The sequence below is a fragment of the Bacteroidales bacterium genome (assembly GCA_031275285.1).
GTDB lineage: Bacteria > Bacteroidota > Bacteroidia > Bacteroidales > UBA4181 > JAIRLS01.
Genome location: JAISOY010000106.1, coordinates 1 through 17,506, shown reverse-complemented (window position 1 = coordinate 17,506; position 17,506 = coordinate 1). Strand labels below are relative to the sequence as shown.

General features: G+C 38.8%; 12 protein-coding genes. 1 reads left to right on the top strand and 11 read right to left on the bottom strand.

The features are described from left to right. The 8 genes from LBQ60_11385 to LBQ60_11350 form a co-directional block, all read right to left on the bottom strand. Positions 1–355: hypothetical protein (locus LBQ60_11385; protein MDR2038514.1), on the bottom strand; the 355-nt coding region annotated here is incomplete at its 3' end. A gap of 200 nt (positions 356–555) precedes the next feature. Then, positions 556–1,881, bottom strand: a complete 1,326-nt coding sequence (locus LBQ60_11380) for an HlyD family secretion protein (protein MDR2038513.1) — start codon at positions 1,879–1,881, stop codon at positions 556–558. After that, positions 1,847–4,057, bottom strand: coding sequence for a peptidase domain-containing ABC transporter (locus tag LBQ60_11375; GenBank protein MDR2038512.1), 2,211 nt, complete (start codon positions 4,055–4,057; stop codon positions 1,847–1,849). The genes LBQ60_11380 and LBQ60_11375 overlap by 35 nt, the downstream gene beginning before the upstream one ends. Positions 4,058–4,184: 127 nt before the next feature. Next, on the bottom strand, positions 4,185–5,240 hold the full coding sequence (locus LBQ60_11370; GenBank protein ID MDR2038511.1) for a hypothetical protein: 1,056 nt from the start codon (positions 5,238–5,240) through the stop codon (positions 4,185–4,187). Between the two features lie 12 nt (positions 5,241–5,252). Next, the gene (locus LBQ60_11365; GenBank protein ID MDR2038510.1) at positions 5,253–6,854 is read right to left on the bottom strand and encodes an erythromycin esterase family protein; all 1,602 of its coding nucleotides are present in this window, start codon (positions 6,852–6,854) and stop codon (positions 5,253–5,255) included. Between the two features lie 109 nt (positions 6,855–6,963). Further along, the gene (locus LBQ60_11360; GenBank protein ID MDR2038509.1) at positions 6,964–7,431 is read right to left on the bottom strand and encodes a hypothetical protein; all 468 of its coding nucleotides are present in this window, start codon (positions 7,429–7,431) and stop codon (positions 6,964–6,966) included. A gap of 69 nt (positions 7,432–7,500) precedes the next feature. After that, positions 7,501–8,253, bottom strand: a complete 753-nt coding sequence (locus tag LBQ60_11355) for a hypothetical protein (protein ID MDR2038508.1) — start codon at positions 8,251–8,253, stop codon at positions 7,501–7,503. Positions 8,254–8,290: 37 nt separating this feature from the next. Beyond that, positions 8,291–9,190: a glycosyltransferase gene (locus LBQ60_11350; GenBank protein MDR2038507.1), complete on the bottom strand. Its 900-nt coding sequence runs from the start codon at positions 9,188–9,190 to the stop codon at positions 8,291–8,293. Positions 9,191–9,450: 260 nt separating this feature from the next. Here LBQ60_11350 and LBQ60_11345 point away from each other — a divergent pair, with 260 nt between their 5' ends. Continuing rightward, entirely contained in the window at positions 9,451–10,341 is an 891-nt protein-coding gene (locus tag LBQ60_11345; GenBank protein MDR2038506.1) for a hypothetical protein, read from the top strand. Between the two features lie 146 nt (positions 10,342–10,487). Here LBQ60_11345 and LBQ60_11340 read toward each other — a convergent pair whose 3' ends face one another. From LBQ60_11340 to LBQ60_11330, 3 genes are all read right to left on the bottom strand, one after another. Continuing rightward, on the bottom strand, positions 10,488–11,201 hold the full coding sequence (locus tag LBQ60_11340) for a hypothetical protein (protein MDR2038505.1): 714 nt from the start codon (positions 11,199–11,201) through the stop codon (positions 10,488–10,490). Between the two features lie 36 nt (positions 11,202–11,237). Continuing rightward, entirely contained in the window at positions 11,238–15,932 is a 4,695-nt protein-coding gene (locus LBQ60_11335; protein ID MDR2038504.1) for an efflux RND transporter permease subunit, read from the bottom strand. After that, positions 15,929–17,506, bottom strand: a 1,578-nt coding sequence (locus LBQ60_11330) for an efflux RND transporter permease subunit (protein ID MDR2038503.1), incomplete at its 5' end; no start/stop codon positions are given. The genes LBQ60_11335 and LBQ60_11330, both read right to left, overlap by 4 nt.

Below are 17,506 nucleotides of genomic sequence, written 5' to 3'. Positions count from 1 at the left end.
GGGAATCAATAAACTGTTCCTTCTTATCGTAAAAATACAATTTGAGTGACAGTGTTTCTAATTTACAGCTTTTGAAATCAAAAGATAAGAAAATACTATCCCGGGGCAAGGGAACAGTGTATTGAAGCCCGAACCGTAAAGTGTCCCGGTTAATGGTGCCAGCTATAAAAGCAGGACCGCGGTCGCCTGCACTTCTCAAATTCCTTTTGATTTTTATGTTCTGCATATTGTCGCCCAAACTGATTCCATTAGTAAAGAAATCCCAGTTTTCAATATCGCTGAACCTTTCGGTCAGTTCCTGTGAATTTGCCGACAGGTAAAACAACAACAGTAAACAACAAAAAAAATACTTCATGAAATATATATTTTCAAACAGTAAATTCCGATAAGTTTGATCCAGCACACTTTTTACAGCATTTTTTGAAAGATCGGAAGAATCGAAACCGTCATAATGACACTGATCAAAGGAAGTTTTTCCATATTCTATTAATAATTAGTCAAATCATTTAAATTTCCATAATGGAACTTTCTTTTTCCGGTTTTATGAATTTGTTTTTATTTCGTCCGATGCCTCAGGTTATCAAATAACCGTTCGATAAGCCTGCGTTCTTTAACGATGATATGGGCAATTCCCTCGATCTCATATTTGAAATCCAGTTGTTCCCCATAATTCGTTTTCAATCCGTCGGGTAATTCCACATTGATCAGGTAGGTATTGATCACATTCTGCTGGGCCTGTTGTTGATTGGTGATCAATGAAATGGAAGCAACCGCCCCTTCCACCGACCCGTATTCCAGATAAGGGTAATTTTCCAGTTGTACGGTCACCCTGTTTCCTACTTCTACCTTACCGGCACCTCCCGCCGGAAGATACATCTGTCCTATGATGGTGGTTTCTTTGGGAACAATCCCGAAAATCTCCTCCCCCTGTTGAATATATTGATTGTCCGAAAGAAATTTCAGGAATTCAACCTGTCCGTCAAACGGCGCTTTGAAAACATACCTTTGTTCCCACATTTTGATATTGTCTTTCAAATCGTAGTAGGAAGACAACAGGTCCATCCGCATCTGCGTTTCCCGCTCCTTCTGTTCCACATTCAACCTGTCCAGGGTATTCCTGTCGCTGGTGATCTGCATCTGAAGCGAAAGCAGTTCCTTTTCCAGATTTTGTTCATTCTGCAATGCCGACAGATAATTGTCTTTATTCATGTCCGTTTCATATTCATTGATGGTGGCAACGCCCAGACTATCAAACCGGTCATATAAAGTAGTATACTTATCATACCATTTCATGGCTATTTCCTTCTTTTCCTCCACGGTTGTTTTCATGGTCCGGTTTTTTCCCAGGATCTCTTCTTTCCACAAAAGCCCTTCCCTAATACCTTCCTTTTGTTTTTCATATATATTTTCTGTTTCATATTCGGATAAGTTCCTGAATGCGCTTAAGAAGGTATAATACTTCAGATTCAGTTCCCCCAGGGAAACTTTATCCGGGAATATGCCTTTTACAGGAGCCACAAAAGCTATCATGGGGTCAAAACGATCCAGAAGCCCTGCAACACGTTTCATGTCTTCCACATCGGCTGTGTTTTGAATAACGGCGATATAATCGTTTTCCCGTACGTTATCCCTGGGAGAAATACCCAGAATGGTGATTTTCCCCAGACTGCCGGATACCAGTTTTACAGGAGCATTATATGAATTGATCTTTATCTGTCCGCTGACACTGTCCGGATATTTGATGATCCAGCCGAACAATAAAAGGAGAAAAACAAAGATACAAACGGCAACAGCCACACCGCGCCCAAAAGCAGTGGGCATCCGGTCAATGATATCCTGTATCTCCTCACTTCTTTTCGGTTTCTTCCGATTCCAGATCATATTGGCTCTGTATTAATTGATAATAATGTTTTTTTTGCCCCATCAGGCTGTTGTGGTTCCCGATCTCTACGACCATACCGTTTTTCATCACCACGATCTGGTCTGCTTTCTTGATGGTGCTCAACCGGTGGGCCACAATGATGACCGTCCTGTTTTTGAATACATTATTCAACGCTTTGATGATTTTTTGTTCATTGATGGTATCCAACGCATTGGTCGCTTCATCCAGAAACAGATAATCAGGATCCTTATATAAAGCCCTTGCGATCAGCAACCTTTGCTTCTGTCCCCCGCTCAATCCCCTTCCGGTTTCTCCGATCATGGTCTGATAGCCCTGGGGCATGGCTTCTATCTCAGAAGAAATATTGGCTGTTTCGGTAGCTCGTTTGATTTTTTCATAATCCGGATCCTCGTCTCCCAATACGATGTTGTTTTGGATGGTGTCACTGAATACCTTTCCATCCTGCATCACACAGCCGCATTTACTCCTCCATTGCCGGAGCGTGATGCTGTTGATATTCATATTGCCGATACAGATTTCCCCGTAGGATGGATGGTAAAGCCGCAACAGCAACTTCAGCAAAGTTGACTTTCCGCATCCGCTGTCTCCTACGATGGCCGTAACTTTTCCTTCCGGAATCAGCAGGTACACATTCTTTAAGACCATGGGAGCATGGGGGGAATACTGGAATGATAAGTTCCTGACTTCAATATTTTTGTTTTGGGGAAGTTCTATATCATTGGGAAGGATCGTTTCTTCTTCGTCTTTCAACTGCTGGATCTCATTGATCCGCATAAAACTGATCTTCGCATATTGTCCCGATTGGATAAAATGAACGAATTGCGCCACCGGTCCGTTCAACATCCCGATAATGAACTGGGTGGAAATCATGACCCCGAAAGTGATCTCGCCGTTAATGACGGCAATGGCACAGAAAAATGTCACCGCCATATTCTGCATACTGCTGATGAACTGTGATCCCAGCATCTGTGCGTTATTTATCTTCAACACCTTTATATTCAACCGGTATAACCGGGCCTGTATGGCTTCCCATTTCCACCTTTTGATGTCTTCATAATTATTGATCTTTATTTCCTGTATGTTCTCAATGGTTTCTACCCAGTAACTCCTGTCTTTCGACAACAGTTCAAAATATTCCCAGTCCAGTTTTTTCCTTACCCGCAGAAAAGTAAGCACCCATGCCACATACAGTATACTTCCGGCAAGAAAGATAAAGAAGATATTGATGTTGTATATAAGCAGGATGATTGTGAAAACCAGAAAGGTAATTCCGGAAAACAGCATCCCCAGGGAATTGTTCATGACAAAACTGCGGATCCGTTCATGGTCGTTGGCCCGCTGCAGGATATCCCCTACCAGCTTGTTCTCAAAAAACGTGACCGGCAGCTTCATCAGCTTGACCAGATAGTCTGAGATAAGGGATACATTCACACGTGTGGACACATGGAGAAGCACCCAGTCGCGCAAGACATTGGAAAGGGTAATACTCAAGAGGATAACAATATTGCCGGCAAGTACCAGTTCTATAAAATTAATGTCCCTCGTATGGATCCCGATATCGATGACTGCTTTGGAGATGAACGGCAGCATAGCCTGTAAGCCCGTTGCAATAAGCATGATAAAAAACAGTGTTTTAAAAGCTCCTTTGTAAGGGGTAAAGTACCCCAGCAGGTTCTCGAAATTTTTCCACCGTTCTATTTTTTCATGGGCCTCTATCTGTTTAAAATTGGCCATCGGTTCCAAAGCCAGCAATACACCTTCATTTTCTTCTTTCTTATACCATTTTCTACAAAAATCTTCATGATTATATGATAACAATCCTTTAGCAGGATCGGAAACATATATTTTATTATTTGTTACTCTGTAAACAACAATGAAATGATTATTATCCCAATGAATGATGCATGGCAATAAAACCTTATCAATTAGAGCATCTAAATTTATTCTTACTGAAACAGTTCTTAAACCAATTTTTTCAGCAGCATAGCTGATATCTAAAAAAGATACACCTTCCCGAGTGATTCCACATAAGTCTCTTAAATATTGTAACGAATAATATTTCCCATAATGCTTGGCGATGATTTTCAGGCATGCCGGACCGCAATCCTTGGCATCCATCTGGTACTCATGAGGAAATTTCTTCAAATTTTTCATATTCTTTAACTATCAAGATAGATTATCTCAAATGATAAAAACTAGAGAACAAACGCATAAATAAGAGCAATCTATTTCTCATATGCTATTTATTTAAAAATAAGTTTTCGATTTTTTAAACATCACTTTAACACTCAATGCATTCTGGATAAACCGAATACATCAACCCTATTCCAGATAATCCAGATAACAACGTACTATTTGGTTTATTTTCTGCATTAGTTTCTTTTAAAGTTTCAGCAATTCGTTCTTCAAACTTTTTCTTAAAAGTTCTTATCATATTTATTCGTAATATTTCTAATTTATTATAATTTGAATATTTTGAATCAAATAATATAGTTGCCTTTTTTAAAATAAACACCTGACCAATCCAATTAAGATTAAAGCTAAAAGAATCAATATCGCATTCTTGTGTGAACTTGTTATAGTCAATAGAAAATAGCAATATATTTATCTGTTTTTCTATTTCTGGCAAATTGATTATCTTATTTAATTCCAGAAGTGATATTGCTAAAGAAAGCCTGTGAGAATGTAGGCTTGGCAATAAAGTCTCAATATACAATATCCATTGTTTTAGCACATTAACTATTTTTTCATTATAAATATTTAATTTTAAGGACTTTGTAATAACATAAAATAACATTGAATATGTCCAGAATAATTCAAACCTAGCATCTTTTACCATAAATGGAAAATGGTCTGGGGCAATTTCATCAATTCGATTAATCAACTCCTTAAACAACTCAATATTAATAAAATAACCTTCACATTCAATATTATTTTCCAACCTACTAATAACATAAAAAAGATATCCGATTAATCCATCCCAAAGTCCTAAAGGTATTTTTCTATTTTCTGAAATTACTTTAAAAACAGCAATATCAATATCTTCAAGAATTTCGTTACGATCTCCAGTACAAAACCCCTGCTTCAAAAAATACTCAAGACACCATCCTATGCCCGACAACCCGTCTATAAAATCAGGCTTCAATCTTTTTATAAGTTTTGAATCAAAAAGTCCATCTAATAAATTATCCGCATTCTTTCCATAAATATCTATTCCTAACGATTTTGATGATTCATATAGAAATAAACAATTACCCGCAAGTCCATTAGCAAATCCGTAATCAAACCTGTTTTTATTGTCAATGATATAATTAGCTAATGATTTTACAATATCCATAAAATTTTATATTTAATCAGGTTTTTTTGTCAGTATCCGGCTTGCTTCACTAGTTCTTGTAAACCATACCATATCCAACTCCTTGCGCATATTTATTGGAGCAAATTGCATAACAGAGTAACCTGCACCTATATAACGTGAATACAAAATTCTGTCTAATAGTTCCATATCTTTGATATGATTCATATAAAAAGTGTTTTTCCCTAATTCGGAGCAAAGTTGTTCGATACTTTTCCCTATAGGATGGGAAAGTGGAAAAGCTTTTGTAATTCTGTTTGTACTAAAACCAGCAAAATGATTGGAAAAAAAAGTCCCTTCTTTTGTAAACATCCCAATTACCGCATATTGATTTCCATACCTTTCAGAAAGGTTATAACCTACAGAAGGCTCAGTTGACCTTTTCTTACTCAGATGTCCCAGATGTGCCATAAGAATCATTTTCTTTTCTTTCTTAAGAAGACTATCTAAATAAAATATATTCTCACTCATTACTTGATCTCTTAGATGGCGCATTAATACATGAAAAGCTAGTTTATCCCTGACATAATAAGAATAATACTTATGGTAGAAATTTTTCAAGTAAGCATTAAAGTATTCTTCTTCACAAACCTTAAAATTATTTTCTGCTGCATGTGTTAAGTTGCTTGTTTCATCCATCCAGGGAATATCAAATCCAAAAACCGAAATTTTATTATTGTTCATTCTGTTATATGCTTTTAATTCATTAAACAGCTCTATCATAACAGAATCATTATAAAAGTTAAATACCCCATTACCTAAAATATCTTTTATATCATTTCTCCTTCCTTTTATATAATCGTTTAGCTTTATTCCATCTGTTATAGACGCTTCAAAACCCACAATATCGTACCCATCTGTGATCAGTTTTTTAATGATTGATGAACTCTGTACGAGAAATGTACCGCTTCCATGTACACTTTCTCCTATGCCGAGGATCCTTACATCATTATCAATTATCAAACTATCGCTATTTTCTTTTGATATCTCAAAAATTTGCGCCTTCGAATAAGGTATTTCATGATTATAAATATATTTCTCAAGAGGTTTTTTGTCAATACTTACGTCAAATCTGTTTAAAGCAAAATAAGCTGCTCCTACCAGGTCGGAATTTCGGTTGAAAGAGTAATTTAAATCTTTGATTTCTTCCTGATCATATGAGTAAAATGATACTTCTATATTATTCGCTCCCGGGGGAATTTTATATGTGTAGGTCTCTGTAGAAATATTATTTTTCTCTGCTTTGACATTACTACCTGCCTCTATCGTTGGTCGAACTTTTCCAATAAACTCCTTAAGTACGATATTATTGGTAAAAAAAATCAGTCTAAAATTCATTTCAGCGTCACTGCCTGGATCAGGCTGATATTCGTATATAAACTTTATTTTTAACTTATTTCCACTATTCGGAAGAATGATTCTCCTCTTGGAAGAATATAAAAAATTGAATCCATCGAGACCGGAATTTATAAAAATCAAGGAGTCTTTTATGCCGGTATAATATCTTTTCTCTATCTGAAGATTCCCTAAAAATCCCCCAAAGCGCCATTCAACATATGTATCATTTTCTTCTATTGAAGTATAAATGTCAGGCATAAAAGTTGTAAACGGATCGGATGTTATGGAATGATCTCTTTCAATAATTCCTGTTCTCGTTCTATCACAAGCATAAAAAGAAAACAGGAATATTGTTAAAAACAAGAATCTAGTCATGTATTCCATACCCTATGTGATACTCTGATCCAGGTATATGAGAACCAATCTTTGTTTTCATTTGATCCCACCATTCTCTATTAATATCAGATGTATTAAAATCATAAAAATCTTTCATCCCAACCATATTACCACATTGATCGAAATATACACTACATGTACCTAATGAATTTTCGTAGTCTGTACCATAAAGACTCATATTACATTTTGCATACATAGTCCCATTTATTTCAACCCATGTGACATTATTATTTCCTATCGAGCCGATTGTTTCCGACAATCTGGAAAATTGTGAACCGGTAAGAGTATATGTTGATCCAGACCCCGTCATATAATGCCAAAGTGTATCAAAAGGAGAGATACCGCTTCCTCCTCCAACAATCATATTTTCCTGATTTTCCGTTAAAGCAGTAGCTTCTTCTGCAAGAAAATCCAAATTAAGTTTCTTTAATTTTTTCATAGATTTAATTTTTAGATTATTATTAAATGTTTAATTATTATATAGGTATTTTCAAAATGGATAAGGCATCTATAAATGTGTCATTTGAGCATTGGCTGCAAGATTAAGGATTTTTCTTTTAATAATATGTTGATCTTTGTGATGCATTGTACTATTGATTCCTCTCGGGTGGGTTAAATGAAATAAAGGTCCTGAAATTCTTTTAACCAGAAAGCCTTTTTTGATCCATCTCGTATATCTTTCGCCATCTTCAATCCCCCATCCGTAAAAATTTTCATTTTCCAATCCAGACCTCTGATATGAATCGACATTACAAAAAAATGCCCCTCCCACTGGGATTGGCATATATAATAGATTCATCCGTTTCTTATTTCTAATCAATACCTGTAAATCACAACCGTTGGTTAAGAAAATTTTTCTCAAAATTAACGAAGTTTCAAGAAATAACTTTTCATATGGATAGACAAAATCAGCTTTACCATTTCTTAGGAGATTAACTGTATCTATAATTTGTTGAGGTGGAGCAATAACATCCGTATCCCAAACCGAAACATAGGAGGTCGCAACCTCTTCCATCATCCTATTTATATATTTGGTTCTGTGGAAGATCGGATCGTCATCCTGGATGAAACTATATTGGATGTGTGAATCTAATAGTACTCTTAAAAACCCATTACAATAACCTGAGCTTTCCCACAAATGTATATTTGTTTCAAAGTTTTTGAGAATAAAAGAAGTGACGGCTAAAATATTTTCCAGTCTCTCAATAGTATCAAGCCTAGTTATTATAAGGAATGTAGTATCTTTTAAATTATATTTCATCTTCGTAAATTTCAAAATCAATCGTATAAAAGATTTTTCACATATCTATAGTTAACACCCTCCATACAAAGGAAATCCTTGTATAGATTCGTTGGAATACATTCCTAGGATCTTTTAAAGATGCATAAAACTGAAATGTGATATATTCTTTATACTTTACTGCATGTTTTTTATAATGATTTATTATTTTTTTATCTGCTTGTTGTTGAATTGCAGATTTAAGCATTGATAGATGATAACTATTATACAGTTGCGGGTCTATATCTTTTTTATTGGCAGAAATCATATTGATACAGGATTTGAAATCAATATTTTTTTTGGGAGAAAAAACATAATCAACAGTTATTCCATCTTTAGGTAAAAATTTAAAAACTTTTGAATATCTTATCACAAAATCATAATCCTGATGCCTGTTTAAATTCGGGTCCCACATTATTTTTCTTACACTTTCACTAGTCATAAAAAGAGTTGAAGTTTGTGCTCCATAAACAGTTTTAAGTAAATAGTCAATCATAGATTCAGTAGAATAAGGAAGCCGAACTTTTATAACCTTAATTATATTATTTGAATTTCTATTCTTTAGATACAGTCCGCCATAAATCCCTTCTACTTTATTATTTGTTATAAATCTAATGCTATCTTCTAAATGATCTGAATGCCAAATATCATCGGAATCAATCATAGCAATGTATTTTCCTCTACTTTTTAGAATACCGTAATTTCTTGCTATGTTGGCATTGGTATGTTCCAATCTATAATAAACTAATCGGCTGTCATTAATGGCTTTTATTAATGTTTGAATATCTTCTTCTGAACCATCATCAACAACAATGATTTCAATATTTTTATAAGTCTGATTAATGATGCTTCTTAATGTTGCTTTTAATGCTTCAGATCTGTTATAAACTGGTATGACAACAGAGATAAGATCAGACAAGATATTCATTATTTATTTAATAAGCTAATAGAAAAATATGTTCCACAAAAATATTATTTTTTTAATATAAAATATAAATACAGAACAAAAAATATTGAGAAAAATTAATTTCTATTTACGTTGCCAAGATAATACTAAATAATTTATTTATTTTACCAAGTAGATTAAAAACAATTATTAAAAAACAAGACTCTTTGCAAGAGTGTATATGTTTGTACGGATAAATATTAATAGTTTTAATAGGTATTAAAAAACAGAACATGCAAAACGAATGGTTAAAATACATGAATTACATCATTAGTAAAGAGGTAGAATACCAAACCAAACTGTTTGATTATGAAAAAATGGCCTATACTTCCTGCGAGATGGGAATTTCAGACCGGCTTTATGGGAAAAATGAAATCATTGTCTCATTAACCACTTACGGAAAAAGAATATATGATGTGCCAGTCGTTATTGAAAGTTTATTCAGCCAGACCATCAAAGCGAATAAAATCATTTTATGGCTAGCAAAAGATGAGTTTTGTGAAAATAATCTCCCTGTCAGTCTGAAAAAGATGCGAAATCGTGGCTTAATCATTGAGTTTTGTAAAGACCTGAAATCCTACAAAAAGTTAATCCCAGCTCTTATTGCTTATCCTTCCGCCTCAATCATTACGGTAGATGATGATGTGATCTATGCAAGGGACTTTATCGAACGGTTTGTCCATGCCTACCTTGCCACCCCTGATGTAATCTTATTTGGGAGAGGCCATAGGATATCTTTTACAGAAGAAGGGGTATTAAAACCTTATGATGAATGGAAACCGGATATCAGCGAAGAAGATATTTCCCATTTAAATTTTCCCACAGGTATTGGCGGAATACTTTATCCTCCCCAATCTTTAAATGCAGAGGTAACTAATGAGCAACTGTTCATGAGATTGGCTCCTTCAGCAGATGATATTTGGACTAAGGCGATGGCTTTATTGTGCGGTACACCTGCTAAAAAGATTCACATTCCCGTAAAATTTGAAGAATACTGTACCATCATACGAAGATCACAAGACCTATCTTTATATTTCATCAATATACATCAAAAAGGTAATGATAAACAGATAGCACAAGTATTCAATCATTATAATTTATGGAATAAAATCCGGGAATTATAAACAAACTCTAAAGAACCATGAATTCCTAAAATAAGTTTATTTTCCAGCCTCATGAATCATTTTACAATAATTCTCATAACCTCACAAATTCCCATACAATTTACTCGTAAAAATATAAACATTTTACGGGTATTGTATGAAAGATCTTATACGAATTTCTCCCTTTTCTGCAGATTCAGTAACCCGATCATCATCCAGATAATACTACCTACCAGTAAGAATATACGGTTTTTAATGACAATGCTTTCCCAGATGACAGGAAGGAAATTACGGGGTACCTGAAAAGGATTCAGTAAAATATTCCAGAAAGTATTCCGGATAAGATCAGTCTGGACCAGAAAGATCAGAAGGATACTAACGATGATCATGATCACGGCGGTTCCGTTCCCGCTCCTTGTGATGGTGGAGAACATAAAGGCCAGGTTTCCGTAAAAAAGCAAGGGGAACATCAGCTGGCCCGACATTTCGAAGGGGTTCACAGGATACATCAGCACAGAGGCCACCAGCGAAAACAATACCAGTATAAAATAAATGGCGACATAGATCATCACCAGGCGTACCCCCCAGACTTTGTACCTATAGTCGGGAATGCCGAAAAGTATTTCCAGCATCCGGTTATCCTCATCATTCTGGATACCGAATACAGCCGGATAGAAGATCAGCAATACACAGGGAAAGATCAACAGGTCATAGATCAGCCGTTCGTTGATCTCATTCCTGTTCCAGGCGCTCTGGAACATAAAATAGGCAAAAAATCCGAATGCGGCCAACAGGAACCAGATGAATTTTCCGGCAAAAATCACCTTCAGATTGTATTTCACGATCTTGGGTAACAGGATGATGAATTGTTTAAAGGTCATGATGTACGTCTTTACGATTATATTCAACTATCCGCTTCATTGATGCATATTTTTCAGAAGGCAGAGATAAGCATCTTCCAGGTTCGGTTCGGCGGGAACGGCATTTTCAAATGGCTGTTCTTTGGCCAGGTAACGGACATGTATGGTATCTCCGTCCTGGATATGGTGCACTACCATGGACTTATCCAGTGTCGTATCGAAATCATCCTTATCGATGTAGAAATTCCATATCTTTCCGGTAGCCATCTCCACCATATCGGAAGGATCGCCGAAATATTTCAGGTCGCCCTTATTGATGACCACCACCTGGCTACATGAACTGGAAATATCTTCTATGATATGCGTCGAAAAGATCACGATCCGGTCCTTACTTAATTCCACCAGCAGATTACGGAAACGGATCCTTTCCCGTGGATCCAGTCCGGCCGTCGGTTCATCCACGATCAGGATACGTGGTAGGTGCAATAAGATCAGGGCGATCCCGATCCGTTGTTTCATCCCTCCCGAGAAAGACCCGATCTTATCGTCTTTCCTTTCATACATATGGACGGCTTTGAGTACATATTCGATCCTTTCCTTTCTGAGGTCATTATCCGCGATACCTTTTAAGATAGCCTGGTAATCCAAAAATTCCCACGAAGACATATTTTCATAGGTGCCGAATTCCTGTGGAAGGAAGCCGATCAGGCTCTGCAGTTCTTCCCTGTATACTCGGGTATCCAGCCCGTTGATCCAGATACTGCCGTAACTCTGCTCAAAGATACCGCAGACAATACGCATCAACGTTGATTTCCCCGCCCCGTTAGGACCCAATAAACCGAACATGCCGTTACGGATCTCGAAAGAAACGCCGCGTAAAGCTTTGAACGGCTTTCGCTGCTTCCCGATCAGCGGAATGCTCTTCACCAACCGGAACCAAATACGCCTGAGGCGTCCCTTTACCCGTTCCACATTGATCTCCTTATCGTATATATACTGGGAAGTTTTATATATGAACAAACATAGAACCCAGATGATCCCTATGGTAATGATCAGGTTGGGATTATCCATTTTCCGGTACATACCGGTCAGCACCAGCAATGGAATGAGCCAGAATATCAAACGATTGAAGAATCTGACAATTTTGTTCCCTTCAAATTTATAATTCAGGTATCTACGTACTTTTCCCCATAAACTGAGTGCCGCAGCATAAATGACAAAAGACAGGATGAATATCCAGAATTTTTTCCCGATAAAGAAATAGGTAAAATAGATCCCAAACGCCAATAGTCCGAATTGCCAGGATATATTGACAAAGTCCTTCAACGATTGGTATTCATTACTTAATCCCAGCCGTTTCCTTATTTTCAGGCCACTGTTCCACTGGCGGCGTATACGTCCCGGCCAGTCATAGATCTTGACCAGGTTACGTACGGATATATGTATCTCGTCATCAGGACGGATTAATTTGGTTTTGGCTCTTCTGAGGCTGGTCTGTCCAAAATAAGTCATTCCCGGAATCAGGATGATCATACCTACCAGATAAATGATCTGCCACAACAAACCTTCTGCATATTGATAGATGCAGAAAACACCGACCAGGAATATCACCAGATGAATGATCCATGTTTTCCGCGGTAAAGACCGGTACCATTGAAGGGTGTTTTCCAATCCCATACAGGCGGTCGGAACCAGTATCAATGTCAGTAAAGCAGAAAACGAAAGTCCTCCGATCACGGTAATCGCAAATGGAGCGCCGATAGCGCCGGCATATTCCGTATTCCCCATAGCCATCGGGAACATAGCCACAATGGTGGTAATGGAGGTGATCAGGATCGGACGGATACGGGACAACCCTGCCATCATCAATGACCGGTTGCGGCGGTAGCCCTGCTTACGCAGTATATTTGAGTAATCGATCAGGATAATACTGTTGTTGACCACCACTCCCAATAAAATGATAAATCCCGTCAGAGTATTGGCATTCAACAGGCTGTTTCCCGTAATCAGCAATGCAGCCAGCGACCCTATGGCCGCCAGGGGAATGGAAAGCAACAGGATAAATGGCGTAACAATAGACTCAAACACCGAAGCTAGAATCATGAATATCAAAAGAAAAGCTGCCAGAATGAGGAATTTAAAATCGGCCAGTATATCCTCTTCATGGAATACCTGTACCGCTACACCGGAAGGAAGATTATACCCTGCAATCAACTGGTCTATATCCGAACGGTATCCTTCCAGTAAAGATTTGGATTGCTCAACATTCCTGGCAAAGTTATAGTACACCTCTATCTGCTTGTCCTGGTTAACACGGATGATCTGTGCCCTGCCGCGTCCATAATTAATAGACGCAATGTCGTTCAGGTCGTGTAATCCCCCATTGGCATTCTGTATTTGTATAGCACGCAGGTCATCCACCGTTTTTTCCCTTTTCTTTTTTTCCTCTTCCTCCTCTTCTTCAGGGATATTGTTCCGGATAATGATATCATAAGTATCTTCACCTACCTTAAAGGTGGTTCCTGATGAAAAACTGGGATTCAATGCGGTAAGGCCGGAAGAAATATTGGCTCTTGTAATGTCATATGAAGTCAGCAATACCTGGTCAAAGTCCAGCAATAATTCAGGTTGCCGGCGGGTATATGATACCCAGGATCCCCGGATAAATTCCTGCTCTTCCATGTAATAACGGATATCCTCAGCAACCATTTGCATGAGGTCGATATCGGATCCCTTGATCACGATCCGTTCACGGTTATCTCCGATACCCAGCAAACGCATAAAATTACCCATCCCGCTCATGGCAGAGCCACCGCCACCGCCGCTCATGGCCTCCGAAATAGAAATTTCGGCACCATTGATCTCTGACAACCGCCTCTGCACATCCGATTTGATATCGGATATTTCCCTTTTATTGATCTTCCGGAAATCTTCTTTCATGATCAATGTCAGTACCGCCTCTGTCTCCTGGATACGGCAAACCAGCTCCTTCATTTCAGGAAAATCACTCAGGCGGTCTTCCATCACCTTAACGGCTTTATCGGTATTATCAAGGGTGCTACCGGTCTCCATTCTCACATAAACATTGAAGCGGTCCGAATCCACATCCTTCATTTGCTGCACATTTAAACTCAATGAAAGGATCAATGTGAAGAAAAGGATCACAATGGCGCCCAAAACAGTTACCCCCGGATTACGCATACAGGTTTTCAGGAATACGAGATAGATCTGGACCGGACGTTGTGTGATGGATACTTTTTCATAGAATACACTCTTACTGTTCTTTTTCCGGAGGATAGAGTATGTAGCCATCGGAATAAACAGCAGGGCAACAAACAGGGAAATGGATAACGTGGATATGATCGATACACCGATATGGTGTCCCATCAGTTTGATCATAAAATTATCCGAAAATACGAAGGGCAGGAATACGGTAATCGTAGTAAGTGTCGCAGCGAGTATCGAACGCCAGACCTCTTTGGTTCCCTGGGTAACGGATTGTTCCGGCGTATGACCGGACCCGGACAAACGATAAATATTTTCCAGCACTACCACACTGTTATCCAACAGCATCCCCACAGCCAGAGCCATTCCTACCAAAGTGAGGCTGTTGATGGTAATACCGAATGCATAAAAGAAATTGAATGCCGTATAAACGGAAATAGGAATAGACAAGGCGATGAAAAACACCAGCCGGACATTTTTCAGGAAGAACCAAAGAATCAATACGGCCAGCAAACCACCCACCAATGCCAGGTTAATGATTTGGTTGATATTGTTTTCCATGGTTTCCGCATTATTCTCCTGGACAACAATTTCCACATCAAATGCAACCAGTTCCTCATTCAACCTGTCGATCGATTCTAATGTCCTGTGAGATAATTCAATCAGGTTGGATTGCGCATCGTTGACCAGAGTCACCGAAATAGCATCTTTTCCGTTAACACGGCTGTAACTGGTTTCTTCTTTAAGATCAAAAAAGACGGTGGCGACATCCTTTAACAATACAGGACCCGGCGCCACGACAATATTTTCCAGGTCGGAAACCTTGGTATAAATAGAATTTACATGGATAAAATATTTATTGTCCGGTTCAACTGCGAACCCGACAAAAGTCTTTTCCTGTGTATTCTGGGAGAGTAGGTTGCTGATTCCGGATGGTGTCAGGTTCAATGCCTTACATGCATCAGGATCCAATTGCACCTCAATGGCTCTTTCCCTTCCCCCGTATATATTCACGGCAGCGACCCCATCAATATTTTCCAGGTCGGGACGGATCTCCTTTTCCACAATATTCCGGACCCTGTCCGTACCTCCGGACCCGCGTACCTGCAGTGCCATGAAGTTATTGTTCATCTGGGATACATCCACTTTCTGCACCTGTACATAAAAACCTTCAGGGAAACCGGAAGCCAGTTCATTTACCTTTTCCTGAAGTTTCAGGGAGGTAATCTTAAAATTGATATTCTTCTTGAAATTGACCTGAATGTACGATTGACGGCTCCCTACTGTAGACTGGATGTTCTCGACCCCTCCCATGGATGTGATACCGCCTTCCAACGGAATAATGACCTCAGATTCCACATAAGTCGGATCCATATCCTGTTGATAGGAAACCTGTACGAACAATACCGGAAGCTCTGCATTAGGCAGCAATTCAACTGGAAGCTGTTTATAGGACACATACCCCAACAGGGTAAGTGCAATAAACAACATGCTGATCGTTATTCTTCTATTCAACAGGAAATTCATTCTTCCGTTCTTTTTAATAAGCGTCTTTTAGCTTGTTCCAGTACATAATATACACATGGAATGACCATCAGGCTCATGATGGTGGAAGTGACCAGTCCACCAACCACAGCAATGGCCATGGGTGAACGTAAAGAAGCTCCCTCCCCGAAACTGAAAGTCATGGGTAACAAAGCCAGAATGGTAGTCAGGCTGGTCATGATAATAGGCCTGATACGCTGTTGCCCGGCCTGTACAATCGCATCGGTAAGCGACATGGACAATTTCAGCTGATTGATACGGGTCACCAGAATGATCGAGTTGTTCACCGCTATACCTACCAACATTACAATACCGATCACCCCCATCATATTGATAGTCGTTCCAGTAAAAAAGAACAACAGGATGGCCCCAACTACAGCCAACGGGATGGTTAATAAAATGGTGAAAGGATGTAACAATGATTCGAACTGGGAGGCCAAAACCATATATACCAATACAATGGAGAGAACCAAGGCGAACATCAAACTACCCATTGACTCTTGTCGTTTTTCTTCCTCTCCTGTGACTGTGATCAGATAATTATTAGGCAATTCAATATCTTTGAGCACTCCTCTTACTTCCTGTGCCATTTTATCCAGCGACCGATCCGCATCCATATTGGCCATCACTCTACTGATCCTGTTCTGGTTTCTCCTGAATATTTCCTTAGGCGCCTGCGATTCCGTGATAGAGGCAATTTCCTGCAACCGGAATTCCTGGCTCCCGCTTTTGATCACCAATGCACCCAATGAACTGAGTGTAATATCAGGTACCTTGATAATGATATCCCGCATTTCGCCGCGGTATTCCATTTTTCCGGCTTCCTGTCCGCTCAATTGCTGCTTTAGCTGCTCTATAACGGTACCTACACTCAGGTTATTGATCCCTGCTACTGTACGGTCTATGGAAATAGTGATCTCAGGTGCTCCGTCTTCAATAGAAGACATTATATTATACAATCCATTGACTCCTAACATCTTTTCTTTCACTTCTCCCGTAATCCCGGCAATTTCATCAAGGTCTTCTCCTTTGACTTCTACAACAATCGGCGCTCCTTCACTACCCAGTAAAGAACTTAATGTATTCTCTTCCTGTTTAATCGTCAACTCCAGTCCATCCGGATTCTCAGCCATCTGTAAAAACCGGGCAATGACGGTTTCCGGAGAAAAAGCAGCATCCGGAGAAAGGATCACCTTCATCATTGCTGTATTTTCTCCTTCAAAAATGGCATTTTCAGAAACGCTCCCCTCGCCGACATGACTGTATACTGTGGTTGCCGGATCATCCGTAATCATAAAGATCAGCTCCTCCAGGTTGGCTACAGCCGAAGATGTTCGTTCCAACTGGGTCCCTTCAGGCATTTTCACCATTATAGTGAAAGCTTTACTTTCCTGTCGGGGCATAAATTCTGTCCCGATAAAAGGCAGAAGTAACACTGTGACTACAAGCAATAATACAGCAATACCGATCACCAGCCAACGGCGCCTGACCAATGTATGAAGCATTCTACTGTAACCTGTCATCTGAACGGACTTGACTTCTTCTGTGCTTTTTTT

Bases quoted from the DNA above. Each gene is read 5' to 3' on its own strand.
- LBQ60_11335 (MDR2038504.1), bottom strand. From the start codon at position 15,932: ATGAATTTCCTGTTGAATAGAAGAATAACGATCAGCATGTTGTTTATT.
- LBQ60_11375 (MDR2038512.1), bottom strand. From the start codon at position 4,057: ATGAAAAATTTGAAGAAATTTCCTCATGAGTACCAGATGGATGCCAAG.
- LBQ60_11380 (MDR2038513.1), bottom strand. From the start codon at position 1,881: ATGATCTGGAATCGGAAGAAACCGAAAAGAAGTGAGGAGATACAGGAT.
- LBQ60_11370 (MDR2038511.1), bottom strand. From the start codon at position 5,240: ATGGATATTGTAAAATCATTAGCTAATTATATCATTGACAATAAAAAC.
- LBQ60_11345 (MDR2038506.1), top strand. From the start codon at position 9,451: ATGCAAAACGAATGGTTAAAATACATGAATTACATCATTAGTAAAGAG.
- LBQ60_11340 (MDR2038505.1), bottom strand. From the start codon at position 11,201: ATGACCTTTAAACAATTCATCATCCTGTTACCCAAGATCGTGAAATAC.
- LBQ60_11365 (MDR2038510.1), bottom strand. From the start codon at position 6,854: ATGCCTGACATTTATACTTCAATAGAAGAAAATGATACATATGTTGAA.
- LBQ60_11355 (MDR2038508.1), bottom strand. From the start codon at position 8,253: ATGAAATATAATTTAAAAGATACTACATTCCTTATAATAACTAGGCTT.
- LBQ60_11360 (MDR2038509.1), bottom strand. From the start codon at position 7,431: ATGAAAAAATTAAAGAAACTTAATTTGGATTTTCTTGCAGAAGAAGCT.